The organism is Agromyces molybdatiresistens (genome assembly GCF_052748445.2).
The window spans coordinates 1669039-1687157 of the sequence record NZ_CM188258.1; the positions used below are offsets into that span (position 1 = coordinate 1669039).

At 72.2% G+C, this 18119-nt stretch carries 21 protein-coding genes; 16 read left to right on the forward strand and 5 right to left on the reverse strand.

The features are described 5' to 3' along the window. Positions 1 to 13: 13 nt before the first annotated feature. Positions 14 to 619 (forward strand): histidine phosphatase family protein, encoded by a 606-nt coding sequence (locus ACULK2_RS07610; protein ID WP_445969132.1) that lies wholly within the window; start codon positions 14 to 16, stop codon positions 617 to 619. A 28-nt stretch (positions 620 to 647) separates the two neighbouring features. On the opposite strand, the gene ACULK2_RS07615 is transcribed toward ACULK2_RS07610, so the two are convergent. After that, positions 648 to 1124, reverse strand: coding sequence for a GNAT family N-acetyltransferase (locus ACULK2_RS07615; RefSeq protein ID WP_445969131.1), 477 nt, complete (start codon positions 1122 to 1124; stop codon positions 648 to 650). Positions 1125 to 1202: 78 nt separating this feature from the next. Between ACULK2_RS07615 and dapB the strand changes: the two genes are divergently transcribed. Continuing rightward, a complete protein-coding gene (dapB, locus tag ACULK2_RS07620; RefSeq protein ID WP_445969130.1) occupies positions 1203 to 1952 on the forward strand; it encodes a 4-hydroxy-tetrahydrodipicolinate reductase in 750 nt (249 codons plus the stop codon). Then, the gene (locus ACULK2_RS07625; protein ID WP_445969129.1) at positions 1949 to 2392 is read left to right on the forward strand and encodes a tetratricopeptide repeat protein; all 444 of its coding nucleotides are present in this window, start codon (positions 1949 to 1951) and stop codon (positions 2390 to 2392) included. Before dapB ends, ACULK2_RS07625 begins: the two co-directional genes overlap by 4 nt. Here ACULK2_RS07625 and ACULK2_RS07630 read toward each other — a convergent pair. The 4 genes from ACULK2_RS07630 to ACULK2_RS07645 form a co-directional block, all read right to left on the reverse strand. Then, positions 2364 to 3269: a TIGR01777 family oxidoreductase gene (locus tag ACULK2_RS07630; RefSeq protein WP_445969128.1), complete on the reverse strand. Its 906-nt coding sequence runs from the start codon at positions 3267 to 3269 to the stop codon at positions 2364 to 2366. The genes ACULK2_RS07625 and ACULK2_RS07630 overlap by 29 nt on opposite strands. Positions 3270 to 3271: 2 nt before the next feature. Beyond that, positions 3272 to 3697, reverse strand: coding sequence for an OsmC family peroxiredoxin (locus ACULK2_RS07635; protein ID WP_445969127.1), 426 nt, complete (start codon positions 3695 to 3697; stop codon positions 3272 to 3274). Positions 3698 to 3785: 88 nt separating this feature from the next. After that, positions 3786 to 4337: a DUF4395 domain-containing protein gene (locus tag ACULK2_RS07640; RefSeq protein WP_445969126.1), complete on the reverse strand. Its 552-nt coding sequence runs from the start codon at positions 4335 to 4337 to the stop codon at positions 3786 to 3788. Continuing rightward, the gene (locus ACULK2_RS07645; RefSeq protein WP_445969125.1) at positions 4318 to 4821 is read right to left on the reverse strand and encodes a thioredoxin family protein; all 504 of its coding nucleotides are present in this window, start codon (positions 4819 to 4821) and stop codon (positions 4318 to 4320) included. The genes ACULK2_RS07640 and ACULK2_RS07645 overlap by 20 nt, the downstream gene beginning before the upstream one ends. Positions 4822 to 4922: 101 nt before the next feature. On the opposite strand from ACULK2_RS07645, the gene ACULK2_RS07650 reads away from it, so the two are divergent. The 13 genes from ACULK2_RS07650 to ACULK2_RS07710 all read left to right on the forward strand — a co-directional run bounded on the left by ACULK2_RS07650 (position 4923) and on the right by ACULK2_RS07710 (position 18090). Continuing rightward, a complete protein-coding gene (locus ACULK2_RS07650) occupies positions 4923 to 5771 on the forward strand; it encodes a thymidylate synthase (RefSeq protein ID WP_445969124.1) in 849 nt (282 codons plus the stop codon). Then, the gene (locus tag ACULK2_RS07655) at positions 5768 to 6295 is read left to right on the forward strand and encodes a dihydrofolate reductase (RefSeq protein ID WP_445969123.1); all 528 of its coding nucleotides are present in this window, start codon (positions 5768 to 5770) and stop codon (positions 6293 to 6295) included. Before ACULK2_RS07650 ends, ACULK2_RS07655 begins: the two co-directional genes overlap by 4 nt. Before the next feature lie 777 nt (positions 6296 to 7072). Next, entirely contained in the window at positions 7073 to 7438 is a 366-nt protein-coding gene (locus tag ACULK2_RS07660; protein ID WP_501044993.1) for a DUF559 domain-containing protein, read from the forward strand. Between the two features lie 238 nt (positions 7439 to 7676). Next, positions 7677 to 8600 carry a 4-hydroxy-tetrahydrodipicolinate synthase gene (dapA, locus tag ACULK2_RS07665; protein WP_501044994.1) on the forward strand — a complete coding sequence of 308 codons (924 nt, stop codon included), beginning with the start codon at positions 7677 to 7679 and terminating at the stop codon, positions 8598 to 8600. A 134-nt stretch (positions 8601 to 8734) separates the two neighbouring features. Then, positions 8735 to 10411, forward strand: a complete 1677-nt coding sequence (locus ACULK2_RS07670) for a ribonuclease J (RefSeq protein ID WP_445969120.1) — start codon at positions 8735 to 8737, stop codon at positions 10409 to 10411. Positions 10412 to 10486: 75 nt separating this feature from the next. Beyond that, complete coding sequence (locus ACULK2_RS07675) at positions 10487 to 10978, forward strand: GNAT family N-acetyltransferase (protein ID WP_445969119.1); 492 nt, start codon at positions 10487 to 10489, stop codon at positions 10976 to 10978. Between the two features lie 110 nt (positions 10979 to 11088). Further along, positions 11089 to 14007 carry an FtsK/SpoIIIE family DNA translocase gene (locus ACULK2_RS07680; RefSeq protein ID WP_445969118.1) on the forward strand — a complete coding sequence of 973 codons (2919 nt, stop codon included), beginning with the start codon at positions 11089 to 11091 and terminating at the stop codon, positions 14005 to 14007. A 20-nt stretch (positions 14008 to 14027) separates the two neighbouring features. Beyond that, positions 14028 to 14630 carry a CDP-diacylglycerol--glycerol-3-phosphate 3-phosphatidyltransferase gene (pgsA, locus tag ACULK2_RS07685; protein WP_445969117.1) on the forward strand — a complete coding sequence of 201 codons (603 nt, stop codon included), beginning with the start codon at positions 14028 to 14030 and terminating at the stop codon, positions 14628 to 14630. After that, positions 14627 to 15196 carry a CinA family protein gene (locus ACULK2_RS07690; RefSeq protein ID WP_445969116.1) on the forward strand — a complete coding sequence of 190 codons (570 nt, stop codon included), beginning with the start codon at positions 14627 to 14629 and terminating at the stop codon, positions 15194 to 15196. The genes pgsA and ACULK2_RS07690 overlap by 4 nt, the downstream gene beginning before the upstream one ends. 165 nt (positions 15197 to 15361) lie before the next feature. Further along, entirely contained in the window at positions 15362 to 15676 is a 315-nt protein-coding gene (locus tag ACULK2_RS07695) for a helix-turn-helix domain-containing protein (RefSeq protein ID WP_430646256.1), read from the forward strand. 61 nt (positions 15677 to 15737) lie between these two features. Beyond that, positions 15738 to 15971, forward strand: a complete 234-nt coding sequence (locus ACULK2_RS07700) for a DUF3046 domain-containing protein (protein WP_445969115.1) — start codon at positions 15738 to 15740, stop codon at positions 15969 to 15971. Positions 15972 to 16252: 281 nt separating this feature from the next. Further along, a complete protein-coding gene (gene recA, locus ACULK2_RS07705; protein WP_445969114.1) occupies positions 16253 to 17320 on the forward strand; it encodes a recombinase RecA in 1068 nt (355 codons plus the stop codon). 14 nt (positions 17321 to 17334) lie between these two features. Beyond that, positions 17335 to 18090 carry a RecX family transcriptional regulator gene (locus tag ACULK2_RS07710; RefSeq protein WP_501044979.1) on the forward strand — a complete coding sequence of 252 codons (756 nt, stop codon included), beginning with the start codon at positions 17335 to 17337 and terminating at the stop codon, positions 18088 to 18090. The last annotated feature ends 29 nt before the right edge of the window (positions 18091 to 18119 follow it).

Genomic DNA, 18119 nt, shown 5'->3' on the forward strand with positions numbered 1-18119 from the left:
CACAGGACACGACGTGCCCCACCACCTCTACCTCGTCCGCCACGGCGAGCAGCTCGACGCCGAGCACGGCCTCCCCGACGGACCGCTCTCCCCGCGAGGCCGCCGCCAGGCCGAACTGCTCGCCGAGCGACTCGGCGGCATCCCGTTCGACGCCGCCTACCACTCGCCGCTGCAGCGCGCCGCCGAGACCGCCGACATCATCGCGTCGAAGCTGCCCGCGCTGAAGCCCGAGCCCTCGCCGCTGCTCTTCGACTGCGTGCCGTCCGGCCCTGCGGAGGAGACGCCCACCGCCTACGCCCCGTTCTTCGGCTCGTTCACCGAGCTCGACTTCGAGGCGGGGCGCGCCCAGATGGCCGACGCGAACGCCGAGTTCCTCCGCTCGCACCGCGAGGACCGCCACGACCTGCTCATCACGCACAATTTCGTGATCGGATGGTTCGTGCGCGAGGTGCTCGGCGCGCCCGAGTGGCGCTGGGCGACCATCAACCAGGCCAACTGCGGCCTGACCGTGCTCACGCAGCGCGCGCCCGGCCGGCCCTGGAACCTCGTCGTGCACAACGACCTCGCGCACCTGCCGCCGGAGCTCCGGACCGGGCTCCCGGAGCCGTACGGGCTCTGACCGCGAGCGGCCGCCGCGGTGCGGCCGATCAGACCCGCTTGCCGTACCAGTTCGTCGCGTTCGGGTTGTCGTTGTACGGCTCGATCCCGACGTAGCCGCTCGCGGCGTAGAGGCCGCCGGCGGCGGCCAGGCTCGCGTTCGTGTCGAGCACGAGCTCCTCGGCGCCGAACGCGACGGCGCGGCGTTCGAGCTCCCCGAGGAGGGCGCGGCCGCCGCCACGACCGCGGGCTGCGGGGGCGAGCCAGAGGTGCTTCACCTCGTATCGCATGCGTCCGTCGGGCGAGGCCGGGATCCGACGCACCCCGCCGCATCCGACCGCCTCGCCCGCCTCGTCCTCGACGACGATGAAGACGCCCGCCGGCGGCGTGAACTGCGCATCGACCGGCCAGGTCGGGCGGTACTCGCCCTGCTCGGGCGGGAAACCCGCCGCGCGCTCGGCGAAGTACTCGCCGATCATCCGGTTCGCGTCGGGGTCGGTCACGGCGGCGTCGCGGAAGCGGAGCATGCGCCAAGCCTACGGCGGGTGCGCGCGGCATCCGTCGGTCACCCGGTCGCCTTCGCGGCGGTTGCTAGGGTGAACGTCGTGACGATCACGGTGGCGGTCGCTGGCGCGACGGGGAAGATGGGGCGCCTCGCGACCCGACTGATCGACGAGGCCGACGACCTCGAGCTCCACGCCGGGCTCGACTCGTCATCGAGCCTCGACGAGCTCGCGGGTGCCGACGTCGTGCTCGACGTCACGCACCCCGCCGCGAGCGCCGCGATCGTCGAGGCCGCCATCGAGGCGGGTGCTTCGGTCGTCGTCGGCACGTCGGGCTGGTCGCGCGAGCGCATCGCCGAGATCGAGACCCGCCTGCGCGAGGCGGATGCCGCGTCGGGCGTGATCTTCGTCCCGAACTTCTCGATCGGCAGCGTGCTCGGGTCGGCGTTCGCGGCGTTCGCCGCGCGTCACTTCGACTCGATCGAGATCGTCGAGGCCCACCACGCGGGCAAGGTCGACTCGCCCTCGGGCACCGCCGTGCGCACCGCGGAGCTCATCGCGGCCGCTCGCGGCGAGCTCGGGCCGGTCTCGGCGCCGCACGCCGACCAGCGTGCGCGGGGGCAGCTCGTCTCGGGCGTCCCGATCCACAGCCTCCGGATGGACGGCATCCTCGCCGACCAGCGCGTCATGCTCGGCGCGCCGGGCGAGAGCCTGCAGATCACCCACTCGACCATCGCGCCGACGGCCTACGAGGCGGGCATCCTGCTGGCACTGCGCCGCGCGGCATCCTCCGAGGGGGTCACCGTCGGGCTCGACGCGCTGCTCGGACTCGAGCTCCCCGGCGACCGATGAGCGGCGCGAAGGTCGGCGCCGTCGTGATGGCGGCGCTGCTGGCGCTCTACGTCGCGCTCGTCGGATGGCGCGCCGTGCAGTTCGTGCTCACGGGCGAGCCCGTCGCGGTCGCGATGGGGGTCGCCCTCATCGTCCTGCCGATCATCGCGGCATGGGCGATCTGGCGCGAACTCGCGTTCGGGATCCGCTCGCAGCGGCTCGTGGAACGACTCGAGGCGGAGGGTGCGCTCGACCTCGGCATCGCGGTACGCCCGAGCGGTCGTCCCGAGCGCGGTGAAGCGGATGCCGCGTTCCCCGCGTTCCGCGAGGCGGTCGAGGCCGAACCCGACTCGTGGCGGGCATGGCTCCGGCTCGGACTCGCGTACGATGCGGCGGGCGATCGCCGACGCGCGCGCCGCGCGGTGCGTCGCGCTATCGAACTGGAGCGGGCTCGGGGTTGAGCATCCCGTCGATCGCCGACTCGACGGTCGGGTGACGGAACCGGTAGCCGTCGTCGATGAGTCGCTGCGGTCGCACCTTCTGGCTCGAGAGCAGCAGGTCGTCGGCGGCCCTGCCGAGCGCCGCCTCCAGCAGCTTCTCGGGCACGGGGATCACGTACGGCCGGTGCATCCGCTCGGCGAGCGCGCCCATCACCCGGTCGGCCGTCGCGGGCGTCGGCCCGACCAGGTTCACCGGCCCCGACACGTGCGAGTCGAGCAGGTGGACGATCGCCTCGACCTCGTCCTCCAGCGCGATCCACGGCCAGTGCTGGCCGCCGGTGCCGAGGCGCCCCGAGACGCCGAACGAGGTGAGCGCACGGAGACGCTGCATCGCCCCGCCGCGGCCGACGACGATGCCCGTGCGGAAGACGACGGTGCGCGTCTCGTGCGGTGCCAGCTGAGCGGCCGCCTCCCAGCGCGTCACGACCTCGGAGAGGAAGCCCGTGCCCGCCGCCGAGTGCTCGGTGAGCAGCTCGCCGGGCCGGTCGCCGTAGTAGCCGACGGCGGAGGCGCTGAGGAAGATCGCCGGCGGGGTGCGCGCCTTGCGCATCGCGTCGGCGAGCGTCCGGGTGGCGGAGACCCTCGACTCGAGGATCTCGTCGCGGTAGCGGCGCGTCCACGGCAGCCGTGCGAGCGACGCGCCGGAGAGGTTCAGCACGGCGTCGACGCGATCCATGACCGTGAAGTCGATGATGCCCGACGACGGCGACCAGCTCACCTCGTCGGCCGCGTGCGCCCGCCGGCGCACGAGGCGCACCACGTCATGCCCGTCGGCGACCAGGCGGTCCCTGACCGTCGTGCCGATGAATCCGGACGCGCCGGCGACGAGGACCCGCACCGCTACGCGAGCTCCGCCTCGATCGTGATCGGGATGCCGGTGAGCGCCTTCGAGATCGGGCAGTTCTCCTTCGCATCGTCGGCGAAGGCCTCGAACTCGGCCTCGGTGATCCCGGGCACCCGCGCGCTCACCAGCAGGTGGCTGCCGGTGACGCCCTCACCGGGCTGGAACGTGACGGCCGCGGTCGTCTGGATGCTCTCGGGCGTGTGACCGGCCTTCGCGAGGATGTTCGACAGGGCCATCGAGAAGCACGCGGAGTGGGCGGCGCCGAGCAGTTCCTCGGGGTTGGTGGTCCCGGCTTCGCCCTCGGTGCGCGCCTTCCAGTCGACGTCGAACTCGCCCCGCCTCGACGAGTCGAGGCGCGTCGTGCCCGACCCCTCGAACAGGCTTCCCGTCCAGACCGTGGTCGCTTCGCTCGTCAGTGCCAATGGGTCCTCCTCCTCGAGCCGGGGTCCCAGCCTATCGAGCGGATGCCGCGTGCGGCAGTCACGGTCGGGTGCGCGTCGCCCGCGCCGGTCAGGCGGTCCGGATCACCCGGGCTCGCACGAGCACCAGGTACAGCCGGCATCCGAGGCAGTAGCCGAACGCCGCATTGAGGAAGGCGGCGACGAACGCCGCGGCGGCGGCGATCGGCACCGCGGCCGGTACGCCGAGGAACCCGAGGACGACCCCGACGGCCGTCACGACGAAGCCGACGAGTTGGGCGAAGGTCGGCGGGCGCGGGTCCTCGAGTTCCGGCGGCGGCGCGAGCCGCGGGCGGACGAGGTGGCGGAAGACGATGCCGAACGGGTGCCTGGCCACTCCGGCGGCCGCGCCCCAGGCGAAGAGCGCGGCGAGCGCGGTGAGCAGCACCAGGGCCGCCTGCTCGAGCCCGCCGACGGCGAGCACGACGACGGCGAGCAGCAGCACCGCGGTGATCGCGGCGGAGAAGCGCGGGCCGCGCGGGTCGATGCCGGGGCGGCGCGCGGGCGCACCGCCCGCGGCGGGCGCGGACGCGGGGGACCGGGGCGAGGGGGAGCCGGGCGAGGGGGACCCGGGCGAGGGGGACTCAGGCGGGGTGGCGGACACGGGACCTCCCGGTGGTGGTGTCGAGCTCGTCGCGGAGCTCGTCGATGCGGGGCACGCCGGCGACGCGGGCGACCGATCGGCCGTGGGCGTCGAGGAGGAGCACCGTCGGCGTCTGGGTCACGCGGAACGCGTCCGCCAGGTCGGCCCGGTGCGTGAGGTCGATGTCGACGTGGCGCACGCCGTCGTACTCCGACGCGAGCTCGACGAGGGCTCGGGCGGTTCCCGGGCAGCGACTGCAGAACTCGGTCGAGAACTGCACGAGCGTGGCCTCCGCGCCGAGCGCGTCGCCGTCGAGCTCGAGGCGCTCCGCGTCGGATCGCGCGGGCGACGAGCCCGGTCGGATGGCCGAGGCGGCGGCCGCCGGGACGCCGGGCTCCCTGCCGACGCGGTGCACGCGCCCGTCGCGAGCACGCCACACGAGGCCGATCACGAGCGCGACCGCGGGCAGGCCGATGCCGACGACGAGGGCGGGCGCGAGCTCCATGTTCCGCAGGCTACGTGGGCGGCGCCGGTGCGGTCACGCCGTGTGACGCCGGGTGACGGAGCCCGCGTACGGGGCGCGGCCGCGACATCCGCCCGCCTGTCATGCCCGCCCGCCGCCAGTGGCGGCGTAGCCTTGACGCCGTGGCCAGCGCGATCCCGACACCGTACGAAGACCTGCTCCGCGACGTGCTCGAACACGGCACGCCGAAATCCGACCGCACGGGGACCGGCACCCGGAGCATCTTCGGCCGCCAGATCCGCTTCGACCTGTCGCAGGGCTTCCCGCTCGTGACGACGAAGCGGGTGCACTTCACGTCGATCGCGTACGAGCTGCTCTGGTTCCTCCGGGGCGACTCGAACGTCGGCTGGCTTCAGGAGCACGGCGTCAGCATCTGGGACGAATGGGCGGATGCCTCGGGGGACCTCGGTCCCGTCTACGGCGTGCAGTGGCGCAGCTGGCCGACCCCGTCGGGCGAGCAGATCGACCAGGTCGCGCAGGTGATCGAGCAGATCCGCACGAACCCCGATTCGCGTCGGCTGGTCGTCTCGGCCTGGAACCCGGCCGACATCCCCGACATGGCGCTCGCGCCGTGCCACGCGCTCTTCCAGTTCCACGTCGCGGACGGCCGGCTCTCGTGCCAGCTGTACCAGCGCAGCGCGGATCTCTTCCTCGGCGTGCCGTTCAACATCGCCTCGTACGCGCTGCTCACCCACATGGTCGCCCAGCAGACCGGGCTCGAGGTCGGCGACTTCGTCTGGACCGGCGGCGACTGCCACATCTACGACAACCACGTCGAGCAGGTGCGGCTCCAGCTCGAGCGGGAGCCCTTCCCGTACCCGACCCTGCGCATCGCGCGCCGGCCCGACTCGATCGACGACTACCGCTTCGAGGACTTCGAGGTCGTCGGGTACCAGCACCACCCCGCGATCCGCGCCGCCGTGGCCGTATGAGCGACCCGTTCGACGACGCGGGCGTCCCGCGGATCGGCCTGATCTGGGCGGAGGCGCACGGCGGCGTGATCGGCGCCGGCGGCGGCATGCCGTGGCACGTCCCGGAGGACCTCGCGCACTTCAAGCGCACCACGCACGGCGCGCCCGTGGTGATGGGCCGCCGCACCTGGGAGTCGCTGCCGCCGCGATTCCGCCCCCTGCCCGGACGCGCCAACATCGTCGTGACCCGGCAGGCCGACTGGCACGCCGACGGCGCCGTGCGTGCGGGCTCCGTCGACGAGGCGCTCGCGCTCGCCGCATCCGACGCCGAGAATCGCATCTGGGTCATCGGCGGCGCCGAGCTCTTCGCCCGCACGATCGGTCTCGCCGACCGACTCGTCGTGACCGAGCTCGACCTCGACGTCGACGGCGACACCTTCGCGCCCGACCGGGGCGGCTGGCACGCGGTCGCCGTCGACCCCGCCGACGGATGGCACGCCTCGAGCTCCGGCATCCGCCACCGCTTCCTCACCCTCGAGCGCTGACCCGCCCTCACCCTCCCGCCATTCCGGGGCCCCGAAGGACCGGTCGCGACGCCGACACGCGGTTCCGTATCGACGACGTGCCGGACCGGACGGCTCGGAGCCGGTGATTCGGCACGCGCAGAGCCGCCGCACGAGTCGGCCCACGGGTTCTCCACACGCGGTGTGCGTCCGCATCCGTCCACCGATCCTTCTCCGGGGCGGGCGGTGAAGCCGCCGCAGCGGTTCGGTGGTGTGGTGACCACACGGCCCGTCGTCGCTGCCGTCCTACGTCGGGGCGGCGTCGCGCGCACTGCCGAGCTGCGCGCCGACGGCGCCACGAAGCGCGAGCTCGCACACGCCGCGCGCTCGGGAGCCCTGCTCCAGCCACGCATCGGGCTGTACGCACTGCCCTCCACCGCGGGCGGGGTGCTCGAGGCGCTCGGCCACGGCGGACGGATCGCGTGCGCGACGGCGGCGCGTGACCGGGGCCTCTGGACCCTCGACGCGGGGGACGCCGAGCCGCTCCACACGTGGGTGGATCCCGATCGACACGCGGTCCGTCACCGGGGGCCGACCGGCGCGAACGACCTGGGTTGCTGCATCCTCCACCGGGATGATGCGGTCGACGAGCCTGAACTCGCGCGCGTCGGTATCCTCCACTGCCTGGTCCAGCTCGGCCGCTGTCGTGGCGGTGAAGCGTTCTTCGCAGCGCTCGAGTCGGCGCTCCGGCAGGGCCTCGTCGGACAGGACGAGCGTGCGCGTCTGCGAGCCGTCGTGCCGCGGGCACTCGTCGGGTTGGTGGACTTCGCGAGGGACGACGCCGACAGCGGTCTGGAATCGCTCATCCGGCTCCGACTGCGGCCCTGCGGGCTCACGACCAGAAGCCAGGTCCGCATCGCGGGAGTCGGCATCGTCGACCTCGTCATCGGCGACTGCCTGATCCTCGAGGCCGACGGCGCCACGCACGGCGGCGATCACCGCCATCGCGACCTTGTCCGCGATGCCATCGCGATGAGCCTCGGGTTCGTGACGCTCCGATTCGACTCGGCGCTCATCCTCCACGACTGGGAAACCGTCGAATCGGCAATACTCGCAGCCTGCGATCGACAGGTGCACCGGACGGCCGCCGGCCGCCGACTCGATGGGTCCGCGGGTCATCGATGACACCTGCGCGATATCCCGGCCGGCACATGGCGGTGCCGCGAGTCCGGCAGCCGGGCGCGGCGCGCCGCCGCGGCATCCGTTCGGCCCGCGTGTCGTCTGCCGGAGCGGTCTCGCGGGTCGCGGCGCGGGAGGGGTGACGGCGACACGAAATCGGCCCGGCGCGCCGCGGGACGATAGCCTTGAGCGCGTGACTGCGGAAAACCCCTTCGGACAGGTGCTCGTCGCGCTCGTCACGCCGATGACGGCGGACGGCGAGGTCGATTGGCCCGCAGTCGAGAAGCACATCGACGACGTCATCACCGCAGGCGCCGACGGCATCGTCGTCACGGGCACCACGGGCGAGACCTCGACGCTCACCGACCCCGAGAAGATCCGCCTCGTCGAGGTGGGCAAGGACGTCGCCGCGGGGCGCGCGAAGGTCATCACGGGCGGCGGCTCGAACGAGACCGCGCACGCCATCGAGCTCTACCGGCACAGCGAGCAGGCCGGTGCCGACGGCATCATGATCGTCACGCCGTACTACAACAAGCCGACGCAGGCCGGCATCCTCACGCACTTCCGCCTGGTCGCCGATGCCACCGACCTGCCCGTGATCCTCTACGACATCCCGGGCCGCACGGGCGTTCCGATCAGGTACGAGACGATCCTGCGCCTCGCCAAGCACCCGAACATCCTGGCCATCAAGGACGCCAAGGGCGACTTCAGCGAGGTCAGCCGGGTGCTCAACCAGACCGACCTCATGTACTTCTCGGGCGACGACGCCAACGTGCTGCCGCACCTCGCGATCGGCGCGACGGGCCTCATCGGCGTGACGGCGAACATCGCGCCCGCGCCGTACCGCGCCATCGTCGACGCCGTGAACCGCGGCGACCTGAAGGCCGCGACCGCCGAGCACCAACGACTCGAGCCGCTCGTTCGGGCCGTCATGACGCACGTCCCGGGCACGGTCGCGGCGAAGTACATCCTGCACGGGCTCGGCCGCATCGGCAGCCCGCGCGTGCGCCTGCCCCTGGTCGGCCCCGAGGAGTGGGAGGCCGCCCTCATCGAGGACGAGATCGACCTCGTCCAGGGCATTCCGGGCGTCGACTTCCACAACTTCCGACCCGACCGCAACGCCGCCGCGGGCGGCGCGCTGCCGAAGGTGGCCGGAACGACGCGCTGAGGGCGACGGATGCCGCGCCGCACGCGCCGCACGGTGGGCCGCGAAGCGACGAGCACCCGACGGGACACCCGAACCGAGACATCCGCGACCACGAGGGTCGCACCGAACTGAACACCGCAACGTGAGGAGGGCGCATGCCCGACGAGATCATCGACCCCGCACCGCTCGAGCCGGGGACGCTCCGCGTCATCCCGGTCGGCGGCCTCGGCGAGGTCGGCCGCAACATGACCTGCTTCGAGATCGACGGCAAGCTGCTGATCGTCGACTGCGGCGTGCTGTTCCCCGAGGAGCACCAGCCGGGCGTCGACCTGATCCTGCCCGACTTCGGCTTCCTCAGGGAGCGCCTCGACGACGTGGTCGCCGTGGTGCTCACGCACGGGCACGAGGACCACATCGGCGCCGTGCCGTACCTGCTGAAGCTGCGCGCCGACATCCCGCTCGTGGGCTCGCAGCTCACGCTCGCCCTCGTCGAGGCGAAGCTCAAGGAGCACCGCATCGCGCCGTACAGCCTCACGGTGAAGGAGGGGCAGAGCGAGCAGCTCGGGCCGTTCCAGCTCGAGTTCGTCGCCGTCAACCACTCGATCCCCGACGCGCTCGCCGTCGCGATCCGGACCGATGCGGGCACGGTGCTCGCCACGGGCGACTTCAAGATGGACCAGCTGCCGCTCGACGGCCGGCTCACCGACCTGCGGGAGTTCGCCCGGCTCGGCCAGGAGGGCGTCGACCTGTTCCTCGTCGACTCGACGAATGCCGACGTGCCGGGATTCACCCCGCTCGAGCGGGCGATCGGCCCGGTGCTCGACGAGGTCATCGCGCGCTCGCCGCGGCGCGTCATCGTGGCGAGCTTCTCCAGCCACGTGCACCGCGTGCAGCAGGTGCTCCACGCGGCGCACCAGAACGAGCGCCGCGTCGCGCTCCTCGGCCGCAGCATGGTGCGCAACATGACGATCGCCGCCGACCTCGGGTACCTCGACGTGCCCGAGGGCGTGCTCGTCGACTTCAAGAAGGCCGGCGACATCCCCGACGACCGGATCGTGTACATGTCAACGGGCTCGCAGGGCGAGCCGATGGCCGTGCTCAGTCGCATGGCGAACCGCGACCACCAGATCGAGATCGGCGAGGGCGACACGGTGATCCTCGCGTCGAGCCTGATCCCGGGCAACGAGAACGCGGTGTACCGCGTGATCGACGGCCTCACGAAGCTCGGCGCGAACGTCGTGCACAAGGGCAACGCGAAGGTGCACGTCTCCGGCCACGCGGCCGCGGGCGAACTGCTGTACTGCTACAACATCCTGCAGCCGCGGAACGTGCTCCCCGTGCACGGCGAGTACCGGCACCTCGTCGCGAACGCACGACTCGCGCAGGACACCGGCATCCCAGCCGACCGCACCTTCCTCGCGGAGAACGGAACCGTGCTCGACCTCCGCGACGGAACGGTGACGGTGGCCGGCCAGCTCGACCTCGGGTTCGTCTACGTCGACGGCTCGACGGTCGGCGAGATCACCGATGCCGACCTCAAGGACCGCCGGATCCTCGGCGAGGAGGGCTTCATCTCGGTGATCGTGGTGGTGGACGCCTCGACCGGCCGCGTCATCGTCGGCCCCGAGATCCACGCCCGCGGCTTCGCCGAGGACGACGCGGTGTTCGAGGACGTCAAGCCGAAGATCGTCGCCGCGCTCGCCGATGCCGCGCATCACGGCGTGCGCGATCCGCACGCGCTGCAGCAGACGGTGCGCCGCACGGTCGGCAGCTGGGTGAACCGGCGCCTCCGCCGCCGCCCGATGCTCGTGCCGCTCGTCATCGAGGCGTAGGCGATCGGGTGACGGATGCCGCGGCATCCGTCACCCGGAAACACCGCCGTAACAGGGCGCGCGTACCCTCCGGTCATGGCGGCCTTCACCATCAGGTCCGCGCTCCCCGCGGACGGCGGCTTCCTCGCCGACATGGTCGTCGAGGCGGCGAACTGGCGAGCGGATGCCACGCGCCCGCGTCCGGTGGTGCTCGCCGATGCGCGGCACGCCGCCTACATCTCCGGCTGGCAGCGCCCCGCCGACCGCGGCGTCGTCGCGGTCGACCCGGAGGGCCGCCCCGTCGGCGCGGCCTGGTACCGGCTGTTCGGCGCCGACCGGCCGTCGATGGGCTTCGTCGCGGCCGGCGTGCCCGAGCTCATCATCGGCGTGCGGCCGATGTGGCGGGCGCAGGGACTCGGCCGGTCGCTGCTGCGCGCGCTCGCCGAGGACGCGCGCGCGGGCGGGTACGCGCGGCTCGCGCTCTCCGTCGAGCGGGGCAACTTCGCGCACGACCTGTACCGGTCGGAGGGCTTCACCGTCGTCGCCTCGGCCGACGGGCGCGACACGATGGTCCGGCTGCTCCGCTGAGCCGCCTCGGGCGCGATCGGCCACGATCCGGGCCGCGCGGGCGCATCGACTGCGCCGACACTCGTCCGGCCTGCCGCCGCGCGTCGTCGGCGGGCCGTAACGTGGAACCCATGGCTACGAGCACCAGGTCGAACGGTCGCGCCTCCGGCGCGTCCGGGCGCGGCTCGTCGACGCGCACCGCGCCCACGAAGAAGCTGCCGGCGCAGCGTACGTCGACGCGCTCGGCGCGCAGCGCGCCCCAGAAGTCCGACGGACCGGGCGTCATCGTCCGCGCGTGGATGGGGCTCGCACACCTGACCGGTGGCGCCGCGCGCGCGCTCGGCCCCGAGACGCTCGCGAAGGAGGAGCGCCGCGACGGCCTGCCGTTCTTCCTCGTCCTCCTCGCGCTCTCCGGTGCGATCGTCGAGTGGTTCTTCATCAACGACCCCGTTGCGCAGACCCTCGACGCCTACACCTTCGGCGGCCTGTTCGGCCGCGTCGCGTTCGCGCTGCCCGTCGTGATGCTCATGTTCGCCGTCTGGCTCTTCCGCCACCCGAGCTCGGTGCACGACAACACGCGCATCGGCATCGGGCTCGGGATGCTGCTCATCACCGTCTCCGGGCTCTGCCACCTCTTCGGCGGGCAGCCGTCGCCGAGCGAGGGCATGCCCGTGCTCGCCGGAGCCGGCGGCATCCTCGGCTGGATGCTCGCGCAGCCGCTGATCCTGCTCATCACGGAGGTCGGCGCGGCGATCGTCCTGATCGCGCTCGTGCTGCTGTCGCTGCTGATCCTGACCAAGACGCCGCCCAACCGCATCCCGCAGCGCTTCCGCGAGCTGTACGCGTGGCTCTTCGGCGCCGTCGAGGGCGAAGCGGATGCCGCGACAGCGACCACCGCGTCGGCCGAGGCCGGGTCGAAGCGGAAATCGAAGGCCGACCGCTCGCAGCAGGTCGAGCTCGACGGCGTCGACGACGAGGAGGCGCCGTCCGGCGGCATGCTGCCGTGGTGGCGTCGCAACGCGTCGAACCGCGAGGAGGACCCCGACTTCGCCGACGCGGGTGCCGACGGCATCACCGAGGTCTTCGGCGAGGGCTCCGCGGCGGGGAGCTTCGAGACGCCGCTCGAGGGCGTACGACCGGTCGACCCGTACGGTGCGGGCGTGATCGACGACCTCGAGCGCGCCGAGTCCGCGCTGCAGCGGTTCACCGGCGAGGTCGCCGGGGCCGGCACGGGCCTGCGGGGCGACGACGCCGGAGCGACCGAGGTCATCGCTCCCGCCGGGGCCGCACTCGTGCCCGGCGCGGCGGGCGCCGCCGTCCCGGGCGGCGAGGCCGCGGCATCCGTCGACGAGGGCGCCGCCGAGCTGCCGGAACGGCCCTACCACCTGCCCTCGTCGTCCACGCTCGCGGCGGGCGCACCCGCCAAGACCCGGTCCGCGGTCAACGACGAGGTCGTACGGCAGATCACGGGCGTGCTCGAGCAGTTCGGCGTCGACGCGAAGGTCACGGGCTTCTCGCGCGGTCCGACCGTGACGCAGTACGAGATCGAGCTCGGGCCGGGTGTGAAGGTCGAGCGCGTCACCGCCCTGTCGAAGAACCTCTCGTACGCGGTCGCGTCGAACGAGGTTCGCATCCTCTCGCCGATCCCGGGCAAGAGCGCGATCGGCGTCGAGATCCCGAACGCCGACCGCGAGACGGTCACGCTCGGCGACGTGCTGCGGTCGGGCGCCGCGGTGAACGCGAAGCACCCGATGACGATCGGTGTCGGCAAGGACGTGGGCGGCGGCTACGTCGTCGCGAACCTCGCGAAGATGCCGCACCTGCTCGTCGCCGGATCGACCGGCTCGGGCAAGTCGAGCTTCGTGAACTCGATGATCACGAGCCTGCTCATGCGCGCGAAGCCGTCCGAGGTGCGGATGGTGCTCATCGACCCGAAGCGCGTGGAGCTCGCGCCGTACGCGGGCGTGCCGCACCTCATCACCCCCATCATCACGAACCCGAAGAAGGCGGCCGAGGCGCTGCAGTGGGTCGTGAAGGAGATGGACATGCGGTACGACGACCTCGCGTCGTTCGGGTTCCGCCACATCGACGACTTCAACGCGGCCGTGGTGGGCGACGAGATCAAGCTGCCCGCGGGCAGCGAGCGCAAGCTCAAGCCGTACCCGTACCTGCTCGTCGTGGTCGACGAGCTCGCCGACCTCATGATGGTCGCCCCACGCGATGTCGAGGACTCGATCGTGCGCATCACCCAGCTCGCGCGCGCGTCGGGCATCCACCTCGTGCTCGCGACGCAGCGGCCCTCGGTCGATGTCGTCACCGGCCTCATCAAGGCGAACGTGCCGTCGCGGCTCGCGTTCGCGGTGACGAGCGTCACGGACTCGCGCGTCATCCTGGATCAGCCGGGTGCCGACAAGCTCATCGGCCAGGGTGACGCGCTCTTCCTGCCGATGGGTGCGTCGAAGCCGATCCGCGTGCAGGGTGCCTGGGTCACCGAGACCGAGATCGACCGTGTCGTGAAGCACGTGACCCGGCAGGCCCGCCCCGAGTATCGCAAGGACGTCGAGGCGGCCGTCGAGAAGAAGGAGATCGACTCCGATATCGGCGACGACCTCGAGTTGCTGCTCGCGGCGGCCGAGCTCGTGGTCTCGACCCAGTTCGGCTCGACGTCGATGCTGCAGCGCAAGCTCCGAGTCGGCTTCGCCAAGGCGGGCCGCCTCATGGACCTCCTCGAGTCGCGTGAGATCGTGGGCCCGTCCGAGGGTTCGAAGGCGCGCGACGTGCTCGTGACGCCCGAGCAGTTGCCTGGAGTGCTAGCGAAGCTGCGCGGCGAGGAGCCGGCGGCGCCGGCCGCGCCCGCGGCATCCGCCCCGCCCCCTGCGCCCGCTCCGACCGCGCCCGCCGCGGCCCCCGGAGCGCCGTCCGCATCGGGTGGGCCCGCCGCCGACGTCGACGACCGCTACGACGACCCGGTCGGGCGCATCCCCGAGGGGCTGGAGGAGGTCGAGGCCGACGGCGACGAGGACGCCTGGGGCCTCACTGGCCGCGACTGACCGACGGCTAGGCTGAACCCATGACCGCATCCGACGGCCGCGGCCGTTCGTCGAACTGGAACCTGCCGAACGCGATCACGATCGTCCGCATCGTCATGGCGCCGATCTTCTTCTGGCTGCTGCTGGCCGACGGCGGGGCCGACGGACCGATGCGGTGGTGGGCGGCGGTCATCTTCGTCGTCGCGATCTCGACCGACTGGGTCGACGGCCACATCGCGCGCTCGCGCGGTCTGGTCACCGACCTCGGCAAGATCCTCGACCCGATCGCCGACAAGCTCCTGACGAGCGGCGCACTCGTGTGCCTCTCGATCCTCGGCGAGCTCTGGTGGTGGGTCACGATCCTCATCGTCGTGCGCGAGGTCGGCATCACGGTGTGGCGCCTCGTCGAACTCCGTCGCGGCACCGTCGTGCCGGCGTCGTCGGGCGGCAAGGCGAAGACCTTCACCCAGGCCATCGCGATCTCGCTCTTCCTGACGCCGCTCTGGACGTTCCTCGGCGACTGGATCTACTGGGTCAACTGGGCGTTCATGGCGGCGGCGCTCGTGCTCACGGTGTGGTCGGGCCTGCTGTACGTGCGCGACGCGATCCGCCTCGCGCGCGAGCACCGGGCCGAGTCCCGGTGAGCGACGAGCGGATGCCTCCGGGCGACGCCGGCACGGACGCGGCCCACCCCGCAGACCTCGCGGACCTCGCCGACCGTCTGGTCACCCGGCTCCGCGCGGGCGGTCGCACGGTCGCGTGCGCCGAGTCGCTCACCGGCGGTCTGCTCTCGGCCACGATCGTCGACGTCCCCGGGGCCTCGAACGCGCTGCTCGGCGGCATCGTCGCATACGCGACCGAGCTGAAGCACGTGCTGGTCGGGGTCGACGATCGGCTGCTCGCCGAACGCGGTCCCGTCGACCCCGAGGTCGCCCGGCAACTCGCCGAGGGCATCCGAGCGCGGTGCGCCGTCGGCGGGCGCGGCGCCGACCTCGGGATCGCGACGACCGGCGTGGCGGGGCCCGACCCGCAGGACGGCCGCCGGCCCGGGCTGGTCTACGTCGGGGTGGCGTCGGCGCGCGGAGCGCGCGCCGTCGAGCTCCACGTGCCGGGCGATCGCGCCGCGGTGCGTCGAGCGGCGGTCGCGCGCGCGCTCGAGGAGACCCTGGCGGAACTGGACGCGCTCGACGCGGCATCCGTCTCGGCATGAGGCGAGGGGCCGGGAATACGCCGTGTGAAGACCCTGTTACAGCTGTCGGGTTCAGAGCAAAACACCAGTGACCACGGGTAGGCTCGGTGAACGGGATGAGGCGCTAGACTGACCTCCCCGCACCGGCTCCGGTCGGGGGTCGCAGGTGAGACGAGGGAGGTTCCGATGGTTCTGGTTCGACAGGAGATCGGCGACGTGCTGAGGGACTTCCGCCTGCAGAAGGGCCGGACCCTCCGCCAGGTCGCCAGCAAGGCGAGCGTCGCGCTCGGCTACCTCAGCGAGGTGGAGCGCGGCCAGAAGGAGGCCTCGAGCGAGATCCTCGCGTCCGTCGCGGACGCGCTCGACACTCCCATCTCCGTGATCATGCACGAGGTCGGCGACCGCATCGCGGTGCTCGAGGGGCTCAACACCCCCTCGGTGCCCGACAGCCTCCCCGACGAGCTGGTTGCGGAGTTCGACGCGGACATGATGGTCCGCTGACACAGATTCGCAGCGGCGGCCGGTCTTCGGACCGGCCGTTCGCACGTCCGGAGGTCCTCTCGTGAAGCGCAGTGAGTTCGCCCTCGCCGTCGAGCAGGAGTTCGGCCCCGGGTACGGCGATGTGGTGGTCAACGACCTCGTGCTCGTCGACCTCGGCAACCGCACGGCGCGCGAGGCGCTCGCGGCGGGTGTCGCGCCGCGCGACGTGTGGTTCGCGCTGTGCGCGGCGACGGATGTCCCGGAGGAGCGCCGGCACGGCGTGGGTCTGCCTGACCCGGGCGGACGGTCGCGCTGAGCGCCGCTCGTCGGCGCCGACGATCGCTCCGAAGGCGTGTTCGACACGCCGCAGCATGCATCGAACATCCGTTCGGGTGAGGCGTTAGGCTCCTCAACAACGGGAGGGATGACGCATCCATCCACAGCCGGGGCCCTCGGGCCGCGGATGTCGGTGGCCGGCCGTACGGTCGGAGGCGTCGGAACACACCGCAACCGCCTTGTCGCGAGACGTGCCGGGTCACGGCCTGGTATGCGGAACGACAGCCTAGAGGCAGCCGTCACCACCACGAAGGAGCACCGATGCCATCACCCGCAGACCGCGAGAAGGCCCTCGAGACCGCACTCGCCCAGATCGATCGCCAGTTCGGCAAGGGTTCGGTGATGCGCCTCGGCAGCGAGGAGCGCGCGCCGGTCGAGATCATCCCCACCGGTTCCATCGCCCTCGACGTCGCGCTCGGCGTCGGCGGCCTCCCGCGCGGCCGCATCATCGAGATCTACGGCCCCGAGTCCTCGGGCAAGACGACCCTGACGCTCCACGCGATCGCCAACGTGCAGCGCGCGGGCGGCATCGCGGCGTTCATCGACGCGGAGCACGCGCTCGACCCCGACTACGCCAAGAAGCTCGGCGTCGACATCGACTCGCTGCTCGTCTCGCAGCCCGACACGGGTGAGCAGGCGCTCGAGATCGCCGACATGCTGATCCGCTCGGGCTCGATCGACCTCGTCGTCATCGACTCCGTCGCCGCGCTCGTGCCCCGTGCCGAGATCGAGGGCGAGATGGGCGACTCGCACGTCGGCCTCCAAGCTCGACTCATGTCGCAGGCGCTCCGCAAGCTCACCGGTGGCCTCAACCAGACCAAGACGACGGCGATCTTCATCAACCAGCTCCGCGAGAAGATCGGCGTGTTCTTCGGCAGCCCAGAGACGACCGCGGGCGGCAAGGCGCTGAAGTTCTACGCGTCGGTGCGCCTCGACATCCGGCGCATCGAGACCCTGAAGGACGGCAGCGAGGCGGTCGGCAACCGAACGCGCGTGAAGGTGGTCAAGAACAAGATGGCGCCGCCGTTCAAGCAGGCCGAGTTCGACATCCTGTACGGCGTGGGCATCTCGCGTGAGGGCAGCCTCATCGACTACGGCGTCGACCAGGCGATCGTGAAGAAGTCCGGAGCCTGGTACACATACGACGGCGACCAGCTCGGGCAGGGCAAGGAGAACGCCCGCAACTTCCTCATCCAGAACCCCGACATCGCGGCCGACATCGAGAAGAAGATCCTCGCGAAGCTCGGAATCGGCCAAGCCGTCGGCGCACCGGCGGCCGCGGCGCCGTCGAACGTCGAGTCGCTCGCGGCGAAGCGCAAGGGCGCCTGAGCCGGCGGGTCCGCATGACCGATCAGGGGAACGAGCGACTCGCGCCGGTCACCTACCTGCCGTGGGTGGCGCCGTCGGGAGAGCCCGACGGCGCCCCCCGACGCAGGGCCGATCCGCCGCAGGCGACGCGCAGCGCACCGACCCGGTCGCATCCGTCTTCGGAGGGGGCGCGCGAGTCCCTCGACCCACCCGCACGGGCGGAGGAGCGGGGTGGTCCGCGGCGGTCGGCCGCCGCGCGCGGCCGTGCAGGCGCGCGCGCGGCGGCCGACCCGCTCGACGCCGCCGACGAGACCGGCCTCGAGCGAGACGACCGCATCGACCGGTTGATCGTGTCGCGGCTGCGCCGCTCGTCGCTGTCCGTCTCCGAGGTGCGCCGCATCCTGGTCGAGCACGGTCTCGACGAGGCAGAGGTCGAGGAATGGATCGAGCGCTACGAGCGACTCGGGTACCTCGACGATCGCCGGCTCGCCGAGCAGCTCGTGCACAGCCACGGGGCTCGTCGCGGCCGGGGGAGCGGCGCTCTGCTGCACGAGCTCGGCCGCCGCGGCATCGACGACGAGCTCGCCCGCGAGGCGGTCGACACGCTCGACCCCGACGTCGAGTTCGAGCATGCGCTCCTGATCGCCGAGCGCCGTGCTCGGCAACTCGGCGGGCTCGACCGCCGGGTCGCGGAGCGCCGACTCTCGGCCTTCCTCATGCGGCGGGGGTACGGCAGCGAGCTCGTCCGTCGCGCGGTGGCGGCCGCGCTCGACGGCGAAGACGCCGAGTGACGGATCGTAGACTGGTGCGATCATGAGCA

What these genes read in the sequence shown, in the direction of transcription:
- ACULK2_RS07675 (WP_445969119.1), top strand. Translation starts at nt 10,487, where the DNA reads ATGGCGGCCTTCACCATCAGGTCCGCGCTCCCCGCGGACGGCGGCTTC.
- ACULK2_RS07710 (WP_501044979.1), top strand. Translation starts at nt 17,335, where the DNA reads ATGACCGATCAGGGGAACGAGCGACTCGCGCCGGTCACCTACCTGCCG.
- ACULK2_RS07625 (WP_445969129.1), top strand. Translation starts at nt 1,949, where the DNA reads ATGAGCGGCGCGAAGGTCGGCGCCGTCGTGATGGCGGCGCTGCTGGCG.
- dapA (WP_501044994.1), top strand. Translation starts at nt 7,677, where the DNA reads ATGACGGCGGACGGCGAGGTCGATTGGCCCGCAGTCGAGAAGCACATC.
- ACULK2_RS07655 (WP_445969123.1), top strand. Translation starts at nt 5,768, where the DNA reads ATGAGCGACCCGTTCGACGACGCGGGCGTCCCGCGGATCGGCCTGATC.
- pgsA (WP_445969117.1), top strand. Translation starts at nt 14,028, where the DNA reads ATGACCGCATCCGACGGCCGCGGCCGTTCGTCGAACTGGAACCTGCCG.
- ACULK2_RS07670 (WP_445969120.1), top strand. Translation starts at nt 8,735, where the DNA reads ATGCCCGACGAGATCATCGACCCCGCACCGCTCGAGCCGGGGACGCTC.
- ACULK2_RS07615 (WP_445969131.1), bottom strand. Translation starts at nt 1,124, where the DNA reads ATGCTCCGCTTCCGCGACGCCGCCGTGACCGACCCCGACGCGAACCGG.
- ACULK2_RS07695 (WP_430646256.1), top strand. Translation starts at nt 15,362, where the DNA reads ATGGTTCTGGTTCGACAGGAGATCGGCGACGTGCTGAGGGACTTCCGC.
- ACULK2_RS07650 (WP_445969124.1), top strand. Translation starts at nt 4,923, where the DNA reads ATGCCCGCCCGCCGCCAGTGGCGGCGTAGCCTTGACGCCGTGGCCAGC.
- ACULK2_RS07680 (WP_445969118.1), top strand. Translation starts at nt 11,089, where the DNA reads ATGGCTACGAGCACCAGGTCGAACGGTCGCGCCTCCGGCGCGTCCGGG.
- recA (WP_445969114.1), top strand. Translation starts at nt 16,253, where the DNA reads ATGCCATCACCCGCAGACCGCGAGAAGGCCCTCGAGACCGCACTCGCC.
- ACULK2_RS07645 (WP_445969125.1), bottom strand. Translation starts at nt 4,821, where the DNA reads ATGGAGCTCGCGCCCGCCCTCGTCGTCGGCATCGGCCTGCCCGCGGTC.